At 31.5% G+C, this 22214-nt stretch carries 19 protein-coding genes and 1 pseudogene; 10 read left to right on the top strand and 10 right to left on the bottom strand.

Annotation, left to right across the window (positions count from 1 at the left end):
* Positions 1–28 precede the first annotated feature (28 nt).
* From G8C43_RS01705 to G8C43_RS01735, 7 genes and pseudogenes are all read left to right on the top strand, one after another.
* A pseudogene (locus G8C43_RS01705) lies at positions 29–2235 on the top strand (anaerobic ribonucleoside triphosphate reductase).
* The gene (gene nrdG, locus G8C43_RS01710; RefSeq protein ID WP_166003671.1) at positions 2228–2731 is read left to right on the top strand and encodes an anaerobic ribonucleoside-triphosphate reductase activating protein; all 504 of its coding nucleotides are present in this window, start codon (positions 2228–2230) and stop codon (positions 2729–2731) included. The pseudogene G8C43_RS01705 and the gene nrdG overlap by 8 nt, the downstream one beginning before the upstream one ends.
* 173 nt (positions 2732–2904) lie before the next feature.
* Positions 2905–5517, top strand: coding sequence for a DNA gyrase subunit A (gyrA, locus tag G8C43_RS01715; RefSeq protein ID WP_166003673.1), 2613 nt, complete (start codon positions 2905–2907; stop codon positions 5515–5517).
* Between the two features lie 10 nt (positions 5518–5527).
* A complete protein-coding gene (locus tag G8C43_RS01720; RefSeq protein ID WP_166003676.1) occupies positions 5528–6907 on the top strand; it encodes a tetratricopeptide repeat protein in 1380 nt (459 codons plus the stop codon).
* Between the two features lie 125 nt (positions 6908–7032).
* Positions 7033–7650, top strand: a complete 618-nt coding sequence (locus tag G8C43_RS01725; RefSeq protein WP_105297555.1) for a LemA family protein — start codon at positions 7033–7035, stop codon at positions 7648–7650.
* Positions 7651–7670: 20 nt separating this feature from the next.
* A complete protein-coding gene (locus tag G8C43_RS01730; protein WP_166003678.1) occupies positions 7671–8093 on the top strand; it encodes a TPM domain-containing protein in 423 nt (140 codons plus the stop codon).
* Positions 8077–8877, top strand: coding sequence for a TPM domain-containing protein (locus G8C43_RS01735; RefSeq protein WP_166003680.1), 801 nt, complete (start codon positions 8077–8079; stop codon positions 8875–8877). The genes G8C43_RS01730 and G8C43_RS01735 overlap by 17 nt, the downstream gene beginning before the upstream one ends.
* Positions 8878–9057: 180 nt before the next feature.
* On the opposite strand, the gene G8C43_RS01740 is transcribed toward G8C43_RS01735, so the two are convergent.
* The 4 genes from G8C43_RS01740 to G8C43_RS01755 all read right to left on the bottom strand — a co-directional run bounded on the left by G8C43_RS01740 (position 9058) and on the right by G8C43_RS01755 (position 14780).
* Positions 9058–10284, bottom strand: coding sequence for an aminotransferase class V-fold PLP-dependent enzyme (locus G8C43_RS01740; protein WP_166003682.1), 1227 nt, complete (start codon positions 10282–10284; stop codon positions 9058–9060).
* Positions 10285–10346: 62 nt separating this feature from the next.
* A complete protein-coding gene (locus tag G8C43_RS01745; RefSeq protein WP_166003684.1) occupies positions 10347–13049 on the bottom strand; it encodes a PD-(D/E)XK nuclease family protein in 2703 nt (900 codons plus the stop codon).
* Positions 13050–13082: 33 nt separating this feature from the next.
* Positions 13083–13667: a YdcF family protein gene (locus G8C43_RS01750; RefSeq protein WP_105297560.1), complete on the bottom strand. Its 585-nt coding sequence runs from the start codon at positions 13665–13667 to the stop codon at positions 13083–13085.
* Positions 13668–13799: 132 nt separating this feature from the next.
* Positions 13800–14780: an acyl transferase gene (locus G8C43_RS01755; protein ID WP_166003686.1), complete on the bottom strand. Its 981-nt coding sequence runs from the start codon at positions 14778–14780 to the stop codon at positions 13800–13802.
* A gap of 133 nt (positions 14781–14913) precedes the next feature.
* Here G8C43_RS01755 and G8C43_RS01760 point away from each other — a divergent pair, with 133 nt between their 5' ends.
* Positions 14914–15459 (top strand): nucleotide exchange factor GrpE, encoded by a 546-nt coding sequence (locus G8C43_RS01760; RefSeq protein WP_105297562.1) that lies wholly within the window; start codon positions 14914–14916, stop codon positions 15457–15459.
* A gap of 28 nt (positions 15460–15487) precedes the next feature.
* A complete protein-coding gene (gene dnaJ, locus G8C43_RS01765) occupies positions 15488–16606 on the top strand; it encodes a molecular chaperone DnaJ (protein ID WP_166003688.1) in 1119 nt (372 codons plus the stop codon).
* Between the two features lie 136 nt (positions 16607–16742).
* On the opposite strand, the gene G8C43_RS01770 is transcribed toward dnaJ, so the two are convergent.
* The 4 genes from G8C43_RS01770 to metK are packed head-to-tail and all read right to left on the bottom strand — an operon-like array spanning position 16743 to position 19629.
* Complete coding sequence (locus G8C43_RS01770; RefSeq protein WP_166003690.1) at positions 16743–17312, bottom strand: DUF5606 domain-containing protein; 570 nt, start codon at positions 17310–17312, stop codon at positions 16743–16745.
* 41 nt (positions 17313–17353) lie between these two features.
* Positions 17354–17929 (bottom strand): peptide deformylase, encoded by a 576-nt coding sequence (def, locus tag G8C43_RS01775; protein WP_160542125.1) that lies wholly within the window; start codon positions 17927–17929, stop codon positions 17354–17356.
* A gap of 4 nt (positions 17930–17933) precedes the next feature.
* Positions 17934–18344, bottom strand: a complete 411-nt coding sequence (gene ruvX, locus G8C43_RS01780) for a Holliday junction resolvase RuvX (RefSeq protein WP_166003692.1) — start codon at positions 18342–18344, stop codon at positions 17934–17936.
* A 16-nt stretch (positions 18345–18360) separates the two neighbouring features.
* On the bottom strand, positions 18361–19629 hold the full coding sequence (metK, locus tag G8C43_RS01785; RefSeq protein ID WP_166003694.1) for a methionine adenosyltransferase: 1269 nt from the start codon (positions 19627–19629) through the stop codon (positions 18361–18363).
* Between the two features lie 89 nt (positions 19630–19718).
* On the opposite strand from metK, the gene G8C43_RS01790 reads away from it, so the two are divergent.
* Positions 19719–20525 carry a M48 family metallopeptidase gene (locus tag G8C43_RS01790; RefSeq protein ID WP_166003696.1) on the top strand — a complete coding sequence of 269 codons (807 nt, stop codon included), beginning with the start codon at positions 19719–19721 and terminating at the stop codon, positions 20523–20525.
* Positions 20526–20569: 44 nt separating this feature from the next.
* On the opposite strand, the gene G8C43_RS01795 is transcribed toward G8C43_RS01790, so the two are convergent.
* Together G8C43_RS01795 and tsaD are read right to left on the bottom strand one after the other, a co-directional pair.
* Entirely contained in the window at positions 20570–21193 is a 624-nt protein-coding gene (locus G8C43_RS01795) for a hypothetical protein (RefSeq protein ID WP_166003699.1), read from the bottom strand.
* A 4-nt stretch (positions 21194–21197) separates the two neighbouring features.
* Positions 21198–22214 (bottom strand): tRNA (adenosine(37)-N6)-threonylcarbamoyltransferase complex transferase subunit TsaD, encoded by a 1017-nt coding sequence (tsaD, locus tag G8C43_RS01800; protein ID WP_166003701.1) that lies wholly within the window; start codon positions 22212–22214, stop codon positions 21198–21200.

Genomic DNA, 22214 nt, shown 5'->3' on the forward strand with positions numbered 1-22214 from the left:
AAAGTGCAATAGATAAAGTAAACATAAAATGATTCAGACAGTTATTAAAAGAGATGGACGCATTGTCGAGTTTAATAAAAATAAGATTTTTAATGCGATCAGCAAAGCTATGCAAAATACGGAAAATGGAGTGGATTCTTTTTTAATACAAAAAATTACTGAAGATATATCTCAGACAGGCAATGTAGAAATGACGGTTGAAGCCATCCAAGACATGGTGGAAATGGAATTAATGAACAGTCCCCGTAAAGAAGTGGCAAAAAAATATATCTCCTATAGAGATCAAAGAAATGTTGCAAGAAAGGCTAAAACATGCAATATGTTTTTGGAGATTATTGAAACCAAATCCAATGAGGTTACAAGGGAAAATGCCAATATGAATGCTGACACCCCTGCAGGAATGATGATGAAATTTGCCAGTGAAACCACCAAACCCTTTGTAGATGATTATCTTTTAAGTCCTGAAGCCAAAGAAGCTGTCCTTTCCAACTATATACACATTCACGATAAAGACTATTATCCGACTAAAAGTCTAACCTGTGTACAACATCCATTAAATAAAATTTTAGAAAACGGTCTTTTGCAGGACATGGAGAATCAAGACCGGCAAAAAGAATTGAAACCGCCAGCATGTTGGCTTGTATTTCGTTAGAAACCGCTCAAAATGAAATGCACGGAGGACAAGCAATTCCGGCATTTGACTTTTATTTAGCGCCGTTTGTAAGAAAAAGCTATATCGAGGAAATAAAAATTCTTGAAAATATAAACGGTCAAAATTATGAACACCTGTATGACTACGCGATTAAGGATTATGTTAAGGAAGAACTTGATCAAAAACAAGGTGATGAAAGAATTGTACAACATGCCATCAATAGAACCGTAAGCAGAGTTCATCAATCCATGGAAGCATTTATCCACAACATGAATACGATCCATTCTAGGGGAGGAAATCAAGTAGTATTCAGTTCCATTAATTATGGTACGGATACTTCTCCGGAAGGAAGATGTGTGATAAGAGAACTTTTAACAAGTACGGATGAAGGTGTTGGAAACGGTGGAACTGCGATTTTTCCTATCCAAATATGGAAGAAAAAGCGAGGAGTAAGTTATTTACCGGAGGATCCGAATTATGACCTGTATAAATTAGCATGCAAAGTTAGCGCCCGACGTTTTTTTCCAAACTTTTTGAACTTAGATGCTACATTCAATCATCATGAAAAATGGAATGCACAAGATCCTAAAAGATATCAATACGAAACAGCCACTATGGGATGTCGTACGCGTGTGTTTGAAAACAGATTTGGAGAGAAAACATCCATAGGTAGAGGTAATCTATCTTTTACAACAATCAACTTAGTTAGATTGGCATTAGAAACCCGCGAAATAAATGATGAAACTGAAAGAAAACGTCAATATTTCCAAAAGCTGGATCATACGTTACAAATAGCTGCCGAGCAACTGCATCAACGTTTTGAATTTCAAAAAACAGCAGCTCCTAAACAATTTCCTTTATTAATGTCGACATTATGGAATGGATCCGAAGAACTAAAGTCTGAAGAGACAGTAGAAAAAGTAATCAACCAAGGTACTTTGGGAATCGGGTTTATAGGACTTGCCGAAGCATTAGTAGCTTTAATAGGAAAACATCATGCGGAAGATGAGGAGGCTCAAAAATTAGGACTGGAAATAGTTACATTTATGAGGGATAAGTCTTTAACTTTTTCAGAAAATTATAAACATAACTATAGTATTCTAGCCACACCGGCAGAGGGCATAGCAGGTAGGTTTACCAGTAAAGATAAAAAAGACTTTGGAAGCATTAAAGGTATCACGGACAGAGAATACTATACTAATTCTAATCACATACCGGTATATTATAAATGCAGCGCTCACCTAAAAGCAAAAATTGAAGCACCTTATCATGATTTAACTCGCGGTGGACATATTTTCTATGTTGAAATAGATGGAGATGCCACTCACAATCCCGAATCAATCATGACTGTTGTAGATATGATGGATAAATATAACATCGGCTATTCTTCTGTGAATCACACTCGAAACAGATGTTTACCCTGCGGGTATGAAAATGCTTCTGCCCATTTAGACGAATGCCCAAAATGTGGAAGCACCCATATTGACCGTTTGCAACGAATTACGGGATATTTAGTAGGAACAACCGATAGATGGAATTATGCTAAGTTAGCGGAATTAAACGACCGTATTATTCATGACTAAACTATCCATACTAGATATTATACAGGATACAACGGTGGACGGACCCGGCTTTAGGACTTCAATTTATGCGGCAGGTTGCATTCATAAATGTGTAGAATGCCACAATCCGGAATCTTGGGATATTGATAATGGAAAACCCTATACGATTAATGAGCTTATTGAGATTATAAAACAATCAGAATTTTCAAATGTAACTTTTACGGGCGGTGACCCGTTAGTACAAGTAAAAGAATTTACCGAACTGGCCAAAGAAATTAAAGCTACTTCGCATAAAAATATTTGGTGTTACACCGGATTTACCTTTGAGCAAATACATAAATCCAAAAAATTATCACAAATTTTACCTTATATAGACGTACTTGTAGACGGTAAATACGTGAATACTTTATACGAAGAAGGACTACCATTTAGAGGAAGTACCAATCAAAGAATAATTGATGTCCAAAAAACACTTTTGCATAAAAGTATAGTAATCAGAGAGAACCAATTTATATAAAAATTTAATAAGTAAATATTCCATTGAGATAAATTCATTTGAATCCAAATTGATATATAAATACGAACTATAATCGCACAAAATCCTTAAAAGGCATGTCTAATTGCGTGTTCGATAAAAATTCATTATCTTTACGGTCTTATATACTAAAGAAAAAATAAACAAGTACACTTATGATAGGAGAAGGGGAAAAATTAATTCCTATTAATATTGAAGATGAAATGAAATCATCTTACATTGATTATTCAATGTCTGTGATAGTTTCCAGGGCTCTACCCGATGTAAGAGATGGTTTGAAACCCGTACATAGAAGGGTTTTATATGGGATGTATGAATTGGGAGTTACTGCCAACAGTTCTTACAAAAAATCTGCAAGAATCGTTGGGGAGGTTATGGGTAAATACCATCCTCATGGAGACTCGTCAGTATATGACACTATGGTAAGGCTTGCTCAGGAATGGTCTATGAGGTATCAGCTGGTAGACGGTCAAGGTAACTACGGTTCCGTAGACGGCGACCCGCCTGCAGCGATGAGGTATACTGAAGCCCGACTAAAAAAGATTTCCGAAGAAATATTATCGGATATAGATAAAGATACGGTTGATACTCAACTTAACTTCGACGATACGTTAGAAGAGCCTAAAGTAATGCCTACCCGTATTCCTATTCTGTTAGTTAACGGTGCATCAGGAATCGCGGTTGGTATGGCTACCAATATGGCTCCTCATAATCTTACTGAATCTATTAGTGCCATTTGTGCGTATATTGATAACAGAAATATTACTATTGATGAATTAATGCAGCACATTAAAGCTCCCGATTTTCCTACCGGTGGTATCATATACGGTTATGAAGGGGTAAAATCTGCGTTTGAAACTGGAAGGGGGAGAATCATTTTACGAGGAAAAGCCAATTTCGAAGAGGTACACGGCAGAGAAGCCATCGTAGTAACAGAAATTCCATATCAAGTAAATAAAGCCGATATGATTGCTCGTACGGCCGAATTAATCAAAGAAGATAAATTACAAGGTATTTCTGAAATCAGAGACGAGTCTGACAGAAATGGAATGAGAGTAGTTTATGAGCTTAAACATGATGCCATCCCGAATGTAGTATTAAATCTTTTATACAAATATACAGCATTACAAACCTCATTTAGTGTTAATAACATTGCACTAGTAAACGGAAGACCCGTTCAGCTTAATTTAAAAGATATCATTCATCATTTTGTTGAGCACAGACATGACGTCGTGGTAAGACGTACTCAATACCTTCTTAAAAAAGCTCAAGAGCGAGCCCATATCTTGGAAGGATTTATGAAAGTTATTGCTACTCAAGATACTTTAGATTTAGCTATTAAAATAATCCGTGAAAGTTCAAGTCCAAGCGAAGCAAAAACGGGCTTAATTCAAGAATTTGAATTAACGGATATACAAGCTCAAGCGATCTTGGATCTTAGATTGGCTCGTTTAACCGGAATGGAGTTGGATAAAATCCGAGATGAGTACAATGCCATTATGAAAGAGATCGAGTACCTTAAGACTATTTTAAATGACGAAGGACTAAGATATTCTATCATTAAAGAAGAATTAGAAGAAATCAAGCAAAAATACGGTGACGAGCGTAGGACTGAAATCAATTTTGCGGGTGGAGAAATGAGCATTGAAGATATTATTCCTGACGAAAAAGTTGTTTTAACTATTTCTAAAATGGGATATATCAAAAGAACTTCTCTTTCAGAATATAAGACCCAATCAAGAGGTGGCGTTGGAAACCGTGCAGCATCTACCAGAGATGAAGATTTCCTTGAATACGTTGTTTCCGCTACTGCACATCAGTATATGCTTTTCTTTACAGAAAAAGGTAAATGTTTCTGGTTACGAGTATTTGAAGTTCCAGAAGGTTCCAAAATAGCTAAAGGACGACCTATTCAGAATTTAATAAATATAGAATCAGACGATAAAATCAAAGCTTATATTTTAACTCATGACTTAAAAAATGAGGAATATATAAATAATACGTTTTTAGTAATGGTTACCCAAAAAGGAACCATTAAAAAAACAACATTGGAAGCTTATTCCAGACCACGTGCCAACGGAATTAATGCTATTAATGTTAGGGAAGGAGATACTTTGGTAAGCGCAAGTTTAACTTCCGGTAACGATGAAATAATGATTGCTACCAAATATGGAAAAGCTATTCGCTTCCCTCAAGAAAAATTAAGACCTATCGGTAGAAATGCTTCAGGTGTACGAGGTATTACTCTTGGCGATGAGGATGACGAAGTAATTGGAATGGTTATTATTTCAGATCCTGAAAATGACACTATTTTAGTTGTATCAGAACAAGGATATGGAAAACGAACTCACGCCGATGCATATCGTATTACTAACAGAGGAGGAAAAGGAGTCATAACTTTAAATATAACTGATAAGACCGGTAATCTGATAGCTATCCAAAAAGTTACCGATGATAACGATTTAATGATTATTAATAAATCCGGTGTTGCCATCAGAATGTCCGTGGAACAACTTAGAGTTATGAGCAGGAATACACAAGGAGTTAAATTAATTAATCTTAAAAAGAACGATGAAATTGCTGCCATAACTAAAATTGAAAAAGAAGAAGGGGTTGATGAAGAAGAATATGATGAAAATGGAAATACTATTAATGGTGAAACCTCGCTAAACGTTACAGAAACAAATGAAAAATTAAATGATTCTGACGATTCAGAAAATGATTTAAATGAATCAAACGAAGAAAATAATTCAGAATCAGAGGATTAAAAATAATCATATGAAAAAAATATCAGTTTCTCTATTTATATTAGTTAGTTTTTTGTCTTTTGGCCAAGAGAAAGAAATAAAAGATGCTTTTAATGCATTAGAGAAAGGAAATAAAACTCAGGCAGAGTCATTAATACAGCAAGTAGAACCAACGGTTAGTTCTAATATATCCGGAATCAATCCCGACGTATATGCTAAATATTTATATGTAAAAGGAAATTCTTTATTGGAACAAGGAAAAACTCTTGAATCTGCTAAAATATTTTCCAAATTAGCCCTTTATGAAAAAGGCCCTATTTATTCTTTAAAAAATAAAAATACTAAAGAAAAGGTTTTTGTTCTTACTAAAGAAGAAGCAGAAAAACTTAAATCCGAAGGTTTTACAGGTTTAAAAGAAACTAAATCAGGTACAAACTATATTCAAAAAATAATTCCGATTTTAGAGCAAAAAAGACAAGAATTATCCGGCCGGGCAACTTCTGAATATAATGCGAAACAATTTTCAAAAGCGGCTGATGACTTTTTAGAATCCTTTTATTTAACTCAAGCAGCGGGAAATGCGGATGAAGTTTTTAAATATTATGCAGCAATTTCTTATCATGCAGCCAATAATAATAAAAAAGCTCTTGAACTGTACTTAGAATTACTAAATGAAGGCTATACCGGTAAGACAACAACGTATACAGCGTTACAAAACGGTAAAAGAGTCGGTTTAAGCGAAGAACAATACAATTTATTCAAATCGGCACCCAATTCCGGATTTTCAGACTTTAAAAAAGAGGAATCACCATCCGTTGAAGCAGATTTATACAATTATGCAATTTCCTTATTAGTTGCAGATAAAAGGTATAATGAAGCTATGACTTTAGCTGAAAAAGGATTGAAAAAATTTCCGAATGATACTAATTTAAATTCTCAAATAGGAGAATTATACTATCAAACCGGTCAAACTGATAAATATATTGCTAAATTAAGAGAAGCTATTGTAAAAAAACCTTATGATTATATTTCTTATTATAACTTAGGAGTATTATACAGCAAAGATCCTAAAGCAGCTGAATTAGCTAAAGAATATTATAATAAGACTATACTTATTAAGCCGGATTATCCGGCAGCATATCTGAATTTGGCAGCTTTATTATTAGCTCCTGATAAAGAAATTGTAGAAAAAATGAAAGCTTTAGGATCTTCTAGAGCTGATCAAGAAAAATATGATGCTTTAGTCGAAAAAAGAAAAGCAATGTTCAAACAGGCCTTACCTTACATGGAGAAAGCATATAGTTATGATCAAAAAGATAAAGGTATTATTCAAGCGTTAATAGAAGCGTATAGAGTTTTACAGATGAAGGATAAAATGGAAGAAATGAAAAAAGCAGAATCTGCTTTATAAAGAAAATAATATAATACAACATATTGTAAGGGAAGTAGTTGAAAACTTCCCTTACTTTTTAGGAATAATATTTGATATTGGATAATATAATTAATTAATCGTAAATATAAATTTAAGTAAAAATTATGAAAAAAGGATGTTTAATCGGAGGTGGTATTATAGGATTAATCGCTATAATTGTAATCGGAGTATTTATGTGGGGGGTAAGCATTAATAATAATATGATTGAACTAAATAACGATGTAAATTTAAAATGGAGTGCTGTAGAAAGTTCATATCAAAGAAGATCAGACTTAGTACCCGGTTTAGTAGCAACCGTTAATAAAGCAACCAATTATGAGAAAGAAACTCTTACTTCTGTAATTGAAGCCAGAGCAAAAGCAACTTCAGTACAGATTGATCCTTCAAATTTATCTCCTGAAAAATTAGCTGAATATCAAAAAGCGCAATCCGGCTTAGGTTCTGCTTTAGGCAGATTATTAGTTACTATTGAAAAATATCCTGATTTAAAAGCCAATCAAAATATTTTAGGACTTCAAAATCAATTGGAAGGAACTGAAAATAGAATTAAAATCGATAGAGATAACTTCAACCAATCTGTTACAACCTATAACAATTATATACAAAAGTTCCCCGCAAGTATTGTAGCTAATTTTAGAAATTTTAAAGAAAAAGGAACATTTAAAGCCGATGCAGGTGCTGAAAAAGCTCCAAATGTTGATCAATTGTTAAACGGTAAATAATTTTAATAACTACTTTTAGAATGTTATTTTCACCCCGGGACGAAGAAGATATTATTGAAGCCATTAGACAAGCCGAAGCGATGTCTACAGGGGAAATTAGGGTACATATAGACCAAAACCTAAAGGGGGATGCATTAGCCACAGCGCAATCCCTCTTTACCAAATTGGGTATGGAAAAAACAAAAGATAGAAATGGTGTCTTATTTTATGTATCCGAAAATAAGAAAAAAATTGCTGTAATTGGAGATGTCAACATTCATAAATATGTGCATCAAAGTTTTTGGGATGGACTTTTAAAGGAAATTACATTTTCATTTAAAAAAGATAATTATAAAGAAGGATTAATCAACGCAATTTTAAAAACCGGAACTAAATTGAAAAAATTTTTTCCAAGAGATGGAAAAAATATAGAAAATGAATTACCCAATGAAATATCCCGTTAAAATTATTTTAGTCCTTTTTGGCGTATTATTTTTAAATAATTTCATTTACGGCCAAACGGAATTTAAAATCCCGGAAAAACCAAATATAATTTATCCCGTTAATGATTATGCTAATATTCTTACGGAAGAGCAACAAAATAAATTAAATAATAAGCTAATATCTTATAGCGATTCAACCTCCACGGAAATAATTGTTTGTATTGTTAAAACATTAAATGGTGACGATATCAATTATGTGGGAGCCAAATGGGGTGAAAAATGGCAAATCGGACAAAAATATAAAAATAATGGTATTTTATTATTAATAGCTTCCGATGATCATAAATTAGCTATACAGAATGGGCGAGGAGTGGAAGATGCCATGACTGACTATACTTCCAGTACTATTATTCATCAATATATGATTCCTTATCTTCAGCAAAATGATTATTATGGTGCTATAAACTCCGGTACGGATCAAATCATAAAGGTTCTTCAAGGGAAATTTAAAGCAGATAACCCGGAGGATACTGATGATACTACTTCAGGGATCATAGTTGCCGTATTTATATTTTTCATTATACTGTTGTATATATTAATGCATAAAAACAATAGAAACAACACATATTATGACCGTAACGGTAAGAGAAGAAATAATGATGATGATTTTTGGGGTGGTTTAGGTGGATTTATCGGCGGAAGTATATTTGGCGGTAGTGGGGGCAGTAGTTCCCGAGGTGGTGGTTTTGGAGGTTTTGGCGGCGGAGGAAGCTTCGGCGGAGGCGGTGCCAGTGGTAGTTGGTAATATTTAAAAAATATAACTATTAGTTATCGATTATTTTCCTCATTATTTATTCGTGTTTATATGGAAATGAATAGGAATATAATAATACTATATAATCGCCGGTCAGACTTATCTAATTAATTATTTTCGTACTTACATTCGACTATTGAAATAACTAATTTACTTAATAATAATTTAGTTTTATCTAAGCATTTTTTGAGCTAAATACATTCCCTCAATTAATTGATCAATATCTTCCTTAGTTGTATAGATAGCAAATGATGCTCGAACAGTACCTTTTATTCCCAAGCGTTGCATAATGGGTTGAGCGCAATGATGTCCGGTCCTTACTGCTATCCCTTGTTTATCTAAAATAAATCCGACATCTGACGAATGAATATTTTCGATATCTAAATTAAAAGAAAGTGCTCCGGAGGTATGTTTTGCATTTTGAGCATAGATGATTATATTATCTAATTGCGAAAGTTTATTTTTAGCATACTTCATAATTTCGTCTTCATGCTTACTAATATTTTTAAAACCTATAGTTTGCACAAAATCTATTGCATTTTTTAAGACAATATTACCGGCAATATTCGGAGTACCTGCTTCAAATTTAAAAGGTAAATCTGCATAGGTCGTCTTTTCAAAAGTAACTTCTTTAATCATTTCTCCACCTCCTTGGTAGGGTTTCATGGATTCTAATATATTTTCTTTACCGTATAAAATACCCACTCCCGTAGGGCCATAAAGTTTATGTGAAGAGAATACATAAAAATCAGCATCTAAATTTTGTACGTCAACTTTTCTATGAGATACGGCTTGCGCTCCATCTATAAGCACATATGAACCCATTTTATGAGCTTTGGAAATTATTTCTTCAATTGGATTAACTACACCCAATGCATTGGAAATATGATTTACAGCTACTATTTTAGTTTTTTCCGAAAGGAGTCGATCATATTCATCCATCATCAAATCTCCGTTGTCATCCACAGGAATAACTTTAATTTTTAGATTTTTTCGTTCGGCTAATAATTGCCAAGGAACGATATTCGAATGATGTTCTAAGTTGGATATAATAATTTCATCGCCTTCGTTAAGTAAGGGTTCAATTCCTGTAGCTACTAAGTTGATACTGTCGGTCGTTCCTTTAGTGAAAATAATTTCGTAATCCTTTTTTGCATTTAAAAATTGTTGCACAGACTTTCGGGATTCTTCCATTTCCACGGTAGCCAATTGACTTAAGGTATGAATTCCTCTATGAACATTAGAGTTTATAGTTTTATAATATTTTTCTTCTGCCTCTATTACGGAAATCGGCTTTTGAGTAGTCGCAGCATTATCAAGATAGACTAAAGGTTTGCCATTTACTAACTGATTCAGTATAGGAAAAATATTTTTTATATCTTTTAAATCTTCGTTCATGGTAAGAAAGTTAAACTTCAAAATTAAATGATTAAATTGAATTAAAAATTATTTTTTTGTTATTATTTAATAAAAGAAGATTTTTCTACAAATGGAATATCCGGATCAGCAATTTCTAAGATCAATCGGGAAACTTCCTCAAATAAAATAGTAGCTTGAGATTCGTTTAAACTTTCAGAAGAATCAATTTTTAAAATCTCCAATCCTCGAAAAGGTTTTTTAAAACTCCAAATTCCCACCTTTACCGATTCTGAAAGTTTTTCATGTAAAATCATATAAGCATAGAAAACAAGCTGAATATAAAATTTAAAATTTTTATCTTCTTGAATTTGATCAAATCTATCTGACTTAAATATAAGAGTATCTATAGATGATGTTTTATAATCTATAATTCGGTCCCGGCCATTAAAACTATCCCAGCGGTCTACAAATCCTTTCAAAAATAAGGTGCCTATTTCAGGTAAATTAATAGTGGAACTAAGTTCTTTTTCAATTTCTTTTAAGAAAATGATATTACCGTTTTTTAGGTCGGTTAAATCTCTTAACAATATTTTTTCAATGGTTTTTTCCGCTAGCAGTTTTTGCAAGTAATTTTGCCCTTTTTTAAATAAGTCGGGATTTAATTCTTTTTCAATATATTTATTTAAATAAACAGAATAATTTTTTAAAGCTGCAAGTAACTCCTTTTCCGTTAGTTTATTTCCTTGCCATGGGGAATAAATAGACTCTAGAGTATGATGAATCAAATTTCCGTAATTTAAAGCAGAAATTTCCTCTTCCATCTCTTGTTGCTCGTTAATCTTTAAAATCTTTTGCAAATAGAAATTGATTGGATTGTAATGATAATTGGTTAAATGAGTTGGCGAAATAGGATTTTTTAGCCAATCTTGAATTGAATTCAATATAGCAGGAGATTTTTCAATGATTAGTTCCTTCGATTGTTTTAAATTTCCTCCATAGGTGGCTACAGATTCTATTATGGTATGTTGAGACTCAAATTCTAATTGATTAATAAATCTGCTTTTTTCTCCTGAGTTAATACCTTCAGTATAATTATTATAAACTAAGGTAATGTTTTGTGCGTGTTGTATTAATCTATAAAAATGATACGCATAGATTGCATCACTTTCAAGAAAAGTATTGATTCCGTAATTTTTCTTAACATCAAAAGGAATAAATGAATTATCATTTTTTCCACCCGGCAAAATTCCTTCATTAACTCCCGTCATTAGTATATTTTTAAAGCTTAGCAATCGAGTTTCCAAAACTCCCATAATTTGAAGTCCCTCTACCGGTTCGCCAATAAAATCAATAGTTTCATTATTGATTACATGCTGATAAAATGTATAAAGAAGAGAAAAATTTTGAATGGAAAGATCTTGCGATAATTGTGTATGTAAAATGGAGAAAAGATTTTTAAATTTTAAATAATTTTCTTTTAACACCTGATGATCAGAATCTGTTTTCCAAAATTGTTCAGTACAAAATTCATAAAGTTTATGTATCAAATCGATAGGATTTGCATATTCTCTAAATATAAAATAATAGTAAGAACTACCTAAACGTTTATATATGAGAGAATCAGTTAAATAGATAAGATTATTCCTTTTTATTTCAGAAATAAATTCAATAACAGATATAGTATTATGTAGTAATGGATTCTGAAGAAGGGATAAGATATCGTTATAGTAATATCCTTTAGATGTATTTTTTTCTCTAAATATGTGTAATTTAAAAATTTGCTTAAATAATGATGCTAAAAATGAATTTTTAAGAGGAAATCCCATAGTTATATTAACTCGGGATATATTTTTAGGTATGCTTTCCAATATTGCCGGTAGAATTGATTCATCGCTTAATACTAATGCGGTATTGTGTAACTCTTCTTCAGGAAGGGTAGATAAGATTGAACTGATATATTTGGCTTGAGCTACGTCTTGAGAAGTACTCACTACATGTATATTTTTTTTTTGGTTGAAATCATCAGTTACCCATTTGAAATCTCGAGTTGCATAATAATTCCAATTTTTATATTTTCTTAAAAAATCTCCGGCTTCTTGATTACTGTTGTTTAAATAGTATTTATCGGCATCCCAATATAAATACGTTTCGGCATGTGATATATAATGTTTAATCAGCTTTTCTTCTTTAGGCGTTAAGGCATTTAATCCGACAAAAACATACTTATCATTTTCAGGAATATGAATACCTGTTAATTGGCTTAACACATGGTTTAGAATCATTCCGTACGTACCCAATCCTTTAGTTTCCAAAGAATCCTTTAATTTATTATATAAAATTATGTTGTTTTCCCAAAATTTTACATTTTTATAATATAATTTTTTTTCACTGGTGGTATCCAGCTTATTCACCCAATTTTCTATTCTTTCAATGGAAGCCATATGCTCTAAAACCCTATGAGGATTATCAGAGAAAATTTCTATATCGTTAAAATCTTTAAGAAGAGTAGGTATCCATTTTAAAAATTCATCAAAAGTTTCCTCTGCATTTACGAATTTTTTCTGTATCTGAAAAGCTTCCAACCAAAGAGGAATATTTTCGATTTTAACTAAATGGGAATGTTTGTATATAAAATCTTCAATGGTATAGAAAGTGGGCAAAAATCCGTTATACCCTTTTTTAATAAGATATCTTTTAAAAAATATGATAGGTCTTCTTCCGGGAATAATGATAGTAAATTTAGATAAATCATTATTTTTTTCCAATAACTCATCAATTACTTTTTCTATAAAATTTGTATGCATAAATATATAAAAAGCGCTTGTTAAAGAATTAATTTATTTAAAAAAATAATAATAGTAATAGGCAAAAAATTCTCTTATTAATGACATATAATGATGCCTTTTACTATAGTGATGAGAACTTGCAGAACCTAAATTATAAAAGCCTAGCTTATAATACATCAGCTTAATACGAGAAATATGATAATATTGTGATATAATAATTAATTTTCTGTAATTATTATCTTTCATTATTTTTAATGAATTTTCCACATTTTCTTCAGTATTTAAGGCTTTATTATCTAAAATAATATCAGATAAAAGCACGCCGTGTTCCAATAAATATTCCTGCATGAGATCAGCTTCACAAAAGTTTTTATTAGCTAAACCTCCGGAAACAATTAATTTTTGAACTTGACCTTCATTGTATAATTTTAAACCAATATTTAGCCTCCGTATTAAAGACATAGGCATAGAACCGTCTGTTTTATTTTTTGTTCCAAAAATAACTCCTACGTCTGCATCCCTGGTATCTTCTTGGTTCCCATCAATAATAATAGCAATGGTATGAAGAATAAACCACAAGAATAAAAGTATAATTCCTGTAATAATATATTTTATTAATTTTCTGTAATAAGACATATTACAATTTACAATTCCGAAAAATAAAACTTATATATATAATTTTATTAAATTTATTATTTTTTTATAAAAAAAGTTTAAAATTAAATACAAATTTTAGTTAAAAAAAGCTTAATTAGTAAATTTTATATTTTATAATAATAAAAGACTGCAACCTCTTATATCGGAATTATCCATTCTTCCCAAAATTTTAAAACCATTCTTACCTTCATCTTTACCAATATCTTGGGTAGATATAAATGAACAACTATGAATATTTGCCAAGTCTATGATGTTGACACCTCCTGATCTGTTTGTCTCAACATATTCAAAAGGATCATCCACATCTCGAATTAAAATCTTCATCCAGGGAGGACATTTATAAACATTATTAGATAAAGAATAAGCTTGAGACAATAATTCCGTCATACTGTATTCTGAATAAATTTTATCGGTTTGAAATGAATTTTTTAATTCTGTTAGCAACTCATCTTTTGTCATTTCTTTTTTTCTTCCCTTCATTCCTCCTGTTTCGATAATTATAGTATTTCTCAGTTGTTGAGGATAAGAATTCGCAAAATCTAACAAAGCATAGGAAACACCAAAAAGAATAACTTTCTTATTCTCTTTTTCCAGTCGATTTATTATAACATGTAAATCATCAAAGTTATGTAGATAATAACCATTTTCCACCTTTCCCGATTGCTCCATTAAATAATTTACCATATATATAAGCGAAGAATTATTTCTCTCCAAATAAGAAGGAAGCAAACCTAAATATATGTATTCGGAAGGGTCTCCGAAAAAAATTGAAAATGAATGTAAAATACTTTGTTTATAAATATTTTCATTTGCTATATAATGCTTGGATAGGTTTTCGGAAGTAGTACCGCTACTTTGAAAATATAAATTCGGTGAGAAATTTTTATCAACTATTGTATTGGTTTTGAAAAATTCAATCGGTAAAAAAGGTATTTGCCGATAATTGAGAATTTTATTACAATCTATAGATAATAAATCAACAAAAGTTCTATAGGGTATATTATTTTTATATTGATACAAAAAAATTTGGATGGAGAGTGAATTAAATTCTTCCTCCGATTTGATTGAAAAAATATCAAAACTTTTCAACATTTGAATATATTTACTTTATATGCAAATTTAATAAGAAGTATTTAAATAATTTTTTAAATATAGGTCGATTTGACAGCATTTTTATTATGGCAATAAAATTGATAAATATCAGTAACCAATAAAGAATTTAACCATGTCAATTCAAAGTGATAACGAAGAAAACGAATTAATTGAAGAAAATAACAATCAAGAAAATTCTAAGGATACTGAAAATATGTCAGAACCTAACAATAATTCTGACTTAACAGAAAAACTTGAAAAAGAAAAAGACAGATATATCCGTTTATTTGCTGAATTTGATAACTATAAAAAACGTGTAATTAAAGAGAGACAGGATCTTCTTAAATACTCGGATAAAGATATTTTAGAATCCTTACTTCCGGTATTGGATGATTTTGATCGAGCTATTACCGAACTTGAAAAAAAGGAGGATGACCTTTCTGTTTTAGAGGGAGTGAAACTTATTTATAATAAGTTGTTCAATACCTTGAAAGATAGAGGATTGACTGTTATTGATGTAAAGGCCGGTGATGATTTTAACATTGATTATCATGAAGCAATTACCCAAGTCCCGTCTCCTGATGAAAGTCTAAAAGGTAAAATTATAGATGTGGTTCAAAAAGGGTATTTATTGCATGAAAAAGTAATTAGATACGCAAAAGTAGTTATTGGAAATTAAGAACTCAAAGAGGTTTATATAAAAAATTATGTCTAAAAGAGATTATTACGAAGTATTGGAGGTTTCTAAGAGTGTAACTGAAGTAGAGTTAAAAAAGGCCTATAGGAAAAAAGCACTCAAATATCACCCGGATAAAAACCCCGGTGATAAAGAAGCTGAAGAAAAATTCAAAGAAGCTGCTGAAGCTTATGAAGTTTTAAGTGATCCTCAAAAAAGAGCAATGTATGATCAATACGGTCATGCCGGAGTAGGAGGGGCTGCCGGTGGTGGCTTTGGAGGGGGAATGAATATGGAAGATATTTTTTCCCATTTTGGTGATATTTTCGGTAGTGCTTTCGGAGGCGGTTTTGGCGGCTTTTCTTCAAGACCTCAACAAGTTCAAGGCTCCAATTTACGTATCCGTTTATCATTAACTCTTAAAGAAATTATTAACGGTGTTGAAAAAACCGTTAAAGTAAAAAGATTTAAATTAGCTCCGGGAGCTACCTCAAAAAATTGTCCTACCTGTAACGGGACCGGTCAAACGAGAAGAATCATGAATACTCCGTTTGGACAAATGCAAACTCAATCAGTATGTAATACTTGTGGAGGTACCGGTAAAGTTGCGGATCATATACCGCCGGGTGCTAATAATCATGGTTTAATTAAAGTTGAAGAGGAAGTATCCATTAAAATTCCTGCCGGTGTTAGAGAAGGAGTTCAGCTGCAAGTTAGAGGTAAAGGAAATGATGCTCCATTTGGAGGAATACCCGGAGATTTAATCGTTGTGATTGAAGAAATTGAGGATGAAAATTTAAAAAGGGAAGGGGATAATCTTCATTATGAACTATATATTTCTGTACCCGAAGCTATTTTAGGTACGAAAAAAGAAATTCCTACGATCACGGGAAAAGTAAAAATTACAGTAGATTCCGGAACTCAATCAGGGAAAATTCTACGATTGAAAGATAAAGGATTGCCTCAAGTTCAAGGATATGGATACGGAGATTTATTTATTCATATCAATGTTTGGACACCTAATCCGAATAAATTAACTAAAGAGCAGAGAGAATTTTTTGAATCTATGTTAGATAATGAACATTTTCATCCTAAACCATCAAAAAATGATAAAACATTTTTTGAAAAGATCAAAGATATGTTCATGTAAAAAGTTAACCGGAATTTATATATAGAAAAAATCTTTGAGTATATTGATACTCAAAGATTTTTTTATAGTTAATATACAAAAAGGTACCAACTTTACATTGATACCTTTTCATTAATAATATTTAAAATTATTTATACTATTCAGCTTTTTTCTTAGCAGGTGTTTTTTTCGTAGATTTTTTAGTTACACCGGCTTCATCTTTTGTATCATCATTTGATACCTCATTAGTAGCTGTTTTTTGTGAAATGTTACAATCTTCTGAATTTTCTTTTTGGCTATCATCCGAAGCTTTAGCTAGATTGTCTTCATAAGCTTTTACGCTTTCTTCAGTTATGATACCATTTTTAACCAATATATTATACCAAGTAAAAAGCTTTTTAAGATCTGAATTATATACTCTGTCTTCTGCATAATCCGGTTGAGCATCTTTCATTAAAGATCTTAACGTATTGGTATCATTTTTATCAAATTCAATTTCTTTAAATTGATGTTTTTTGGAAATTGAAACTAAAACTGAAATTAATGATACTTCAGAATCTTGAGTATAGATTGAAATGTTTTGTAGTAAACTTACTTGACTATTTGCATTAATAGACAATTTCTTTTGAGCAACTAAATCTTTAACAATGAAACCTCCTTTAGTTTGAGATAACAATTCAAATAAACCGGATTTCCCTGTAATTGCAATGATTTTAGTAAGATCCATATCAATAATGTAATTATATTTTTAATTAATTTCTTTAAAATTTAATGAGAAGGAAATTTCATTCGGTATTCAGTCTCCACCTTTCCTTTACTAATATTGGCAAGTTTACCTTTAAGTAATTTTTTCTTAAGCGGAGATAATAAGTCTGTAAAAAGAATTCCTTCAATATGATCGTATTCATGCTGAATAATACGCGCACGAACATCACCAAAATTTTCAGTTTTTTTATTCCAATTTTGATCAAAATATTCAATTGTAATATTTTCCAATCTTTTAATATCTTCTCGAATATCAGGAATACTTAAACAACCCTCGTTAAACTTCCAAAGTTCACCATCTCTTTTAGTTATTTTCGGATTTATGAAAACTTTCTTACAAAGGGCTAACTCGTCTTTTATGTCGACATAATCCTCATCTTCTGCCAATGGAGAAGCATCAATTACAAATAAACGTATGTTCAATCCTACTTGTGGGGCTGCTAAACCAATTCCATGTGCTTTATACATGGTTTCATACATATTTTCAATTAATTGATCTAAATCGGGATAATCTTTACCGATTTCTACTGTTTTTTTTCTTAAAACAGGTTCTCCATAGCCATAAATAGGTAAAATCATAATTTTATTTTTTCTCTAAATAGGTTTGTAAAATTAAAGTAGCACTTACTTCATCCAATAAATGCTTATTTTCTCTATTTTTTTTACTTTTTCCACTCAAACTAATAAAGTGAGAAGCAATTTTTGAAGTAAATCTCTCATCTACTCTTTCAACCGGAATATTTGGAAAAAGAGAGGTAATCTTCTTGATTAATTTTTGAATTGAAATTTCAACATCTGAAAGTTCTCCGTTTAATCGAACAGGTAAACCAATAATTATTTTTTCGACAGAATTTTCAGACATATATTTTTCAAGAAATGGAATCAGATTAGATGTCATAATTCCGGCCAACCCACTGGCAACAATTTGCATATCATCCGTTTCTGCTAATCCGGATCTTTTTTCACCATAATCGATGGCCAGTATTTTTGACATGAAAATAAATGTTAATTTACAGATTAAAAGCTTCTTTAATTTGATCTAAATAATCTAATTTTTCCCAAGTAAATAATTCTACTTCGATTTCTTTTATTTCTGTCTTTCCATTATCACGATTTCTTATAAATTTTTTTGTAACGATTTCGTTCTTTCTTCCCATGTGTCCATAGGCTGCTGTCTCCGTATATATTGGATTTCTTAATTTCAATCTTTTTTCAATAGCATAAGGTCTTAAATCGAATAATTTCTCAACTTTTAATGCTATATCTCCATCGGACAGGTTAACTTTTGAGCTGCCAAAAGTATTAATATAAACACCGCACGGTTCGGTAATACCAATAGCATATGAAACTTGTACTAAAACTTCATCAGCAACCCCTGCCGCAACTAAATTTTTAGCTATGTGTCTTGTAGCATAGGCAGCAGAACGATCCACCTTAGAAGGATCTTTTCCGGAAAATGCGCCACCGCCATGAGCTCCTTTACCACCATAAGTATCAACAATTATTTTTCTTCCGGTTAATCCGGTGTCTCCATGAGGTCCTCCGATTTCAAATTTTCCGGTTGGATTTATATGGTAAGTGATATTATCATCAAATAATGCTTTTATTTCATCTTTTGATTCTGCCTTAACTTCAGGAATAACAATTGAAATAATGTCCTGGGCAATTTTGTCCAATACAACCTTTTCATCCTCATTGAACATATCATGTTGTGTAGAAAGAACTATCGTGTCAATACGTATCGGCTTATTATTATCGTCGTATTCAATAGTTACTTGAGATTTTGCATCAGGACGAAGATAGGTCATAATTTGACCTTCTTTTCTTATTCGAGCTAACACACGTAAGATGCTATGTGAAATATCTAAAGCCAAAGGCATATAATTATCCGTTTCATTGGTGGCATAGCCGAACATCATCCCTTGGTCACCTGCACCCTGTTCTTCTTTATTCTGTTTATCCACTCCGCGGTTTATATCCTGCGATTGTTCATGCAAAGCGGATAAAATACCGCAAGATTCGGCTTCAAATTTATATTCACTTTTCGTATAGCCTATTTTTTTTATAATATCTCTGGTAATATGCTGAACATCAATATATGTGTTGGATTTAATTTCTCCGGCTAATACTACCTGACCGGTAGTAACTAAAGTTTCACAAGCTACCTTAGAATCGGGATCAAATGCTAAAAAATTATCTAATATCGAATCTGAAATCTGATCAGCAACTTTATCTGGATGGCCTTCCGAAACCGATTCGGATGTGAATAAGTAAGGCATATTTTTTGCTTTTATTTTATTATAATCATTGCAAATTTAAGAACATTAATTAATAAATTTACTATATTTCAAAAATTATTATAGAGTTTATGAATTCAAAAAAATGCTTATTATTATCGCTAGTATCTTTATTAACAGTAGCATGTGCAACTAATCCGTTAACTGGAAGGAAATCATTAAATTTTGTATCCAATTCTCAATTATTGCCATCTTCATTTCAGCAATATCAACAAGTTTTATCTTCCAATAAAATTATTACAGGAACTCCTCAAGCAAGGCAAGTGGAAGAAGTGGGTAACAGAATAAAAAAAGCTGCAGAAGATTATTATAGATCCATTGGAAAGTCTTCGGCTTTAAACGGTTATCAATGGCAATTTGTATTAATTGATGATCCAAAAACGGTTAATGCATGGTGTATGCCCGGAGGAAAAGTGGCTGTATATTCAGGAATTTTACCTATTTGTAAAGACGACACCGGTTTAGCCGTTGTTTTGGGACATGAAATTGCCCATGCTCTGGCAGGTCACGGAGCTGAAAAAATTTCACAATCATATATTTCAGAAATCGGTGGACAGGTATTAGGAGGGGTTACCAATAACCAAGCTTTGCGTTCGGCAATTAATCAATATTACCCCGTAGCCAGTGGTATCACTCTTTTACGTTATGGTCGTAAACAAGAATCTGATGCAGATGAAATGGGTTTATATATTATGGCAATGGCAGGATATGATCCCAGACAAGCCCCTTTATTTTGGCAAAGAATGATTGACGCTACCGGAAGTTCCGATACACCTGAATTTCTTTCCACGCACCCGAATCCTCAAAATAGAATTGCAGATATAAATAAAATAATGCCTAAAGCATTACAATACTATCAAGCTTATAAAGCTAATTAATATTAATATGAATTAATCTTTATTGGCATGTAATTTGGCTTTAACTAATGACTTTTAATTTGAAAAGAAGAAACAGATATATTCGAATTGATTACCATATAACCAAAATTTGATCCTAAATCTTTATTTTTGGATATGGTTGTCAATATTTTACCATTCAAAAGGAATTGAATAGAACTTTTGTCTGTTACGATTGAAAAACTATTCTTTTCCTTTTTTTTATATTTTTGAGTTTTTTGTTTAAAATAAATTTGTGATTTTCCTTCTCTTTTGCTCTCGTATGATATAACTACTTCGTTTTCTGCATTAATTCCAAATAGGAGATAATTTTCAGGATATTTTCGATCATCAGCATATAATATTATACCCGCAACGCCCTTAGGATCATAAAAATTATTAATTTGTAATGAAGTAGTATAGGTTATATTTCGATCGGATATTGGAAGGGAGAGTAAAGAATAATTTAAAACATTTTTCAAATCAGCTTTCATCAATAAATGTCCTTCTTCAAGTTTAGTATATAGTGCATCTGTAGATATAGTATCCCAATGATTGGTATTGGTATGAAAATCATCTTTAAACAATAGAGATTCTTTTTTACAGGAATTAAAAATTAATAAACTTAAAATAAATAGTAAGCTTTTTTTATAAAAGTTATTACTAATCATAATCTTACATTTTATATCTAGCGGTAGCTATAGTTTTAAGATCAGAAAATTTATTATGTTCATATTTAATGCTTCCAACCACGGCAATCATGGCTGCATTGTCTGTTGTATATTCGAATTTGGGAATAAAAGTTTTACAATTTTTTTCTAATTCTAATTTTTTTATTTCTCTCCTTAACTCCGAATTCGCCGAAACACCACCGGCAATTGCTACATTTTTAATACCCGTAATATCAATAGCCAACTTTAATTTATCTAACAATGAAGATAGGATTGTTTTTTGGACGGATGCACATATATCTTCAAGATTCTCTTTTATAAAATCCGGGTTTTTCTGTAGTTCTTTTTGTATGAAATAAAGCACGGAAGTCTTTATGCCACTAAAAGAAAATTTGATTCCTTCCAATTTTGGTAAAGGAAATTTAAATTTATCTTTGTCTCCATTTTGAGAAAGTTTATCAATTGTAGGTCCTGCCGGATATTCAAGTCCCAAAATTTTACCTATCTTATCAAAAGCTTCGCCCGCCGCATCATCCAAAGTTTCTCCCAACACTTCCATATTAAAATAATCATTTACCTGAACAATTTGGGTATGTCCACCACTTACCGTGAGACATAAAAATGGAAATGATATATTTTCTTTAGAATCATCCTCAATAAAATGTGCAAATATATGCCCCTGCATGTGATTAACTTCAATAAGAGGAACGTTCAATGACATAGATAATGATTTAGCAAAACTGGTACCTACTAATAAGGAACCTAATAAACCCGGACCACGGGTAAAAGATATCGCATCAATTGCTTTTTTATTTATATTTGCTAATTGAATTGCTTGATGTACAACGGGTATAATATTTTGTAAATGTGCACGAGAGGCTAATTCCGGAACTACACCGCCATAATTTTGGTGTATTTTTTGGGTAGATACTACATTAGATAGTATTTTTTTACCTTGTATTACAGCTGCTGATGTATCATCACATGACGATTCTATTCCTAAAATAATGGGTGTTTTCAT

Source organism: Apibacter sp. B2966 (assembly GCF_011082485.1).
GTDB lineage: Bacteria > Bacteroidota > Bacteroidia > Flavobacteriales > Weeksellaceae > Apibacter.

Coding starts and splice junctions, on each gene's coding strand:
- def (WP_160542125.1), bottom strand. CDS start 17,929: ATGATTTTACCTATTTATGGCTATGGAGAACCTGTTTTAAGAAAAAAA.
- G8C43_RS01790 (WP_166003696.1), top strand. CDS start 19,719: ATGAATTCAAAAAAATGCTTATTATTATCGCTAGTATCTTTATTAACA.
- G8C43_RS01755 (WP_166003686.1), bottom strand. CDS start 14,780: ATGTTGAAAAGTTTTGATATTTTTTCAATCAAATCGGAGGAAGAATTT.
- G8C43_RS01750 (WP_105297560.1), bottom strand. CDS start 13,667: ATGTCTTATTACAGAAAATTAATAAAATATATTATTACAGGAATTATA.
- dnaJ (WP_166003688.1), top strand. CDS start 15,488: ATGTCTAAAAGAGATTATTACGAAGTATTGGAGGTTTCTAAGAGTGTA.
- G8C43_RS01760 (WP_105297562.1), top strand. CDS start 14,914: ATGTCAATTCAAAGTGATAACGAAGAAAACGAATTAATTGAAGAAAAT.
- G8C43_RS01795 (WP_166003699.1), bottom strand. CDS start 21,193: ATGATTAGTAATAACTTTTATAAAAAAAGCTTACTATTTATTTTAAGT.
- gyrA (WP_166003673.1), top strand. CDS start 2,905: ATGATAGGAGAAGGGGAAAAATTAATTCCTATTAATATTGAAGATGAA.
- metK (WP_166003694.1), bottom strand. CDS start 19,629: ATGCCTTACTTATTCACATCCGAATCGGTTTCGGAAGGCCATCCAGAT.
- G8C43_RS01735 (WP_166003680.1), top strand. CDS start 8,077: ATGAAATATCCCGTTAAAATTATTTTAGTCCTTTTTGGCGTATTATTT.
- G8C43_RS01745 (WP_166003684.1), bottom strand. CDS start 13,049: ATGCATACAAATTTTATAGAAAAAGTAATTGATGAGTTATTGGAAAAA.
- G8C43_RS01770 (WP_166003690.1), bottom strand. CDS start 17,312: ATGGATCTTACTAAAATCATTGCAATTACAGGGAAATCCGGTTTATTT.
- G8C43_RS01720 (WP_166003676.1), top strand. CDS start 5,528: ATGAAAAAAATATCAGTTTCTCTATTTATATTAGTTAGTTTTTTGTCT.
- ruvX (WP_166003692.1), bottom strand. CDS start 18,344: ATGTCAAAAATACTGGCCATCGATTATGGTGAAAAAAGATCCGGATTA.
- G8C43_RS01725 (WP_105297555.1), top strand. CDS start 7,033: ATGAAAAAAGGATGTTTAATCGGAGGTGGTATTATAGGATTAATCGCT.
- G8C43_RS01730 (WP_166003678.1), top strand. CDS start 7,671: ATGTTATTTTCACCCCGGGACGAAGAAGATATTATTGAAGCCATTAGA.
- nrdG (WP_166003671.1), top strand. CDS start 2,228: ATGACTAAACTATCCATACTAGATATTATACAGGATACAACGGTGGAC.
- tsaD (WP_166003701.1), bottom strand. CDS start 22,214: ATGAAAACACCCATTATTTTAGGAATAGAATCGTCATGTGATGATACA.
- G8C43_RS01740 (WP_166003682.1), bottom strand. CDS start 10,284: ATGAACGAAGATTTAAAAGATATAAAAAATATTTTTCCTATACTGAAT.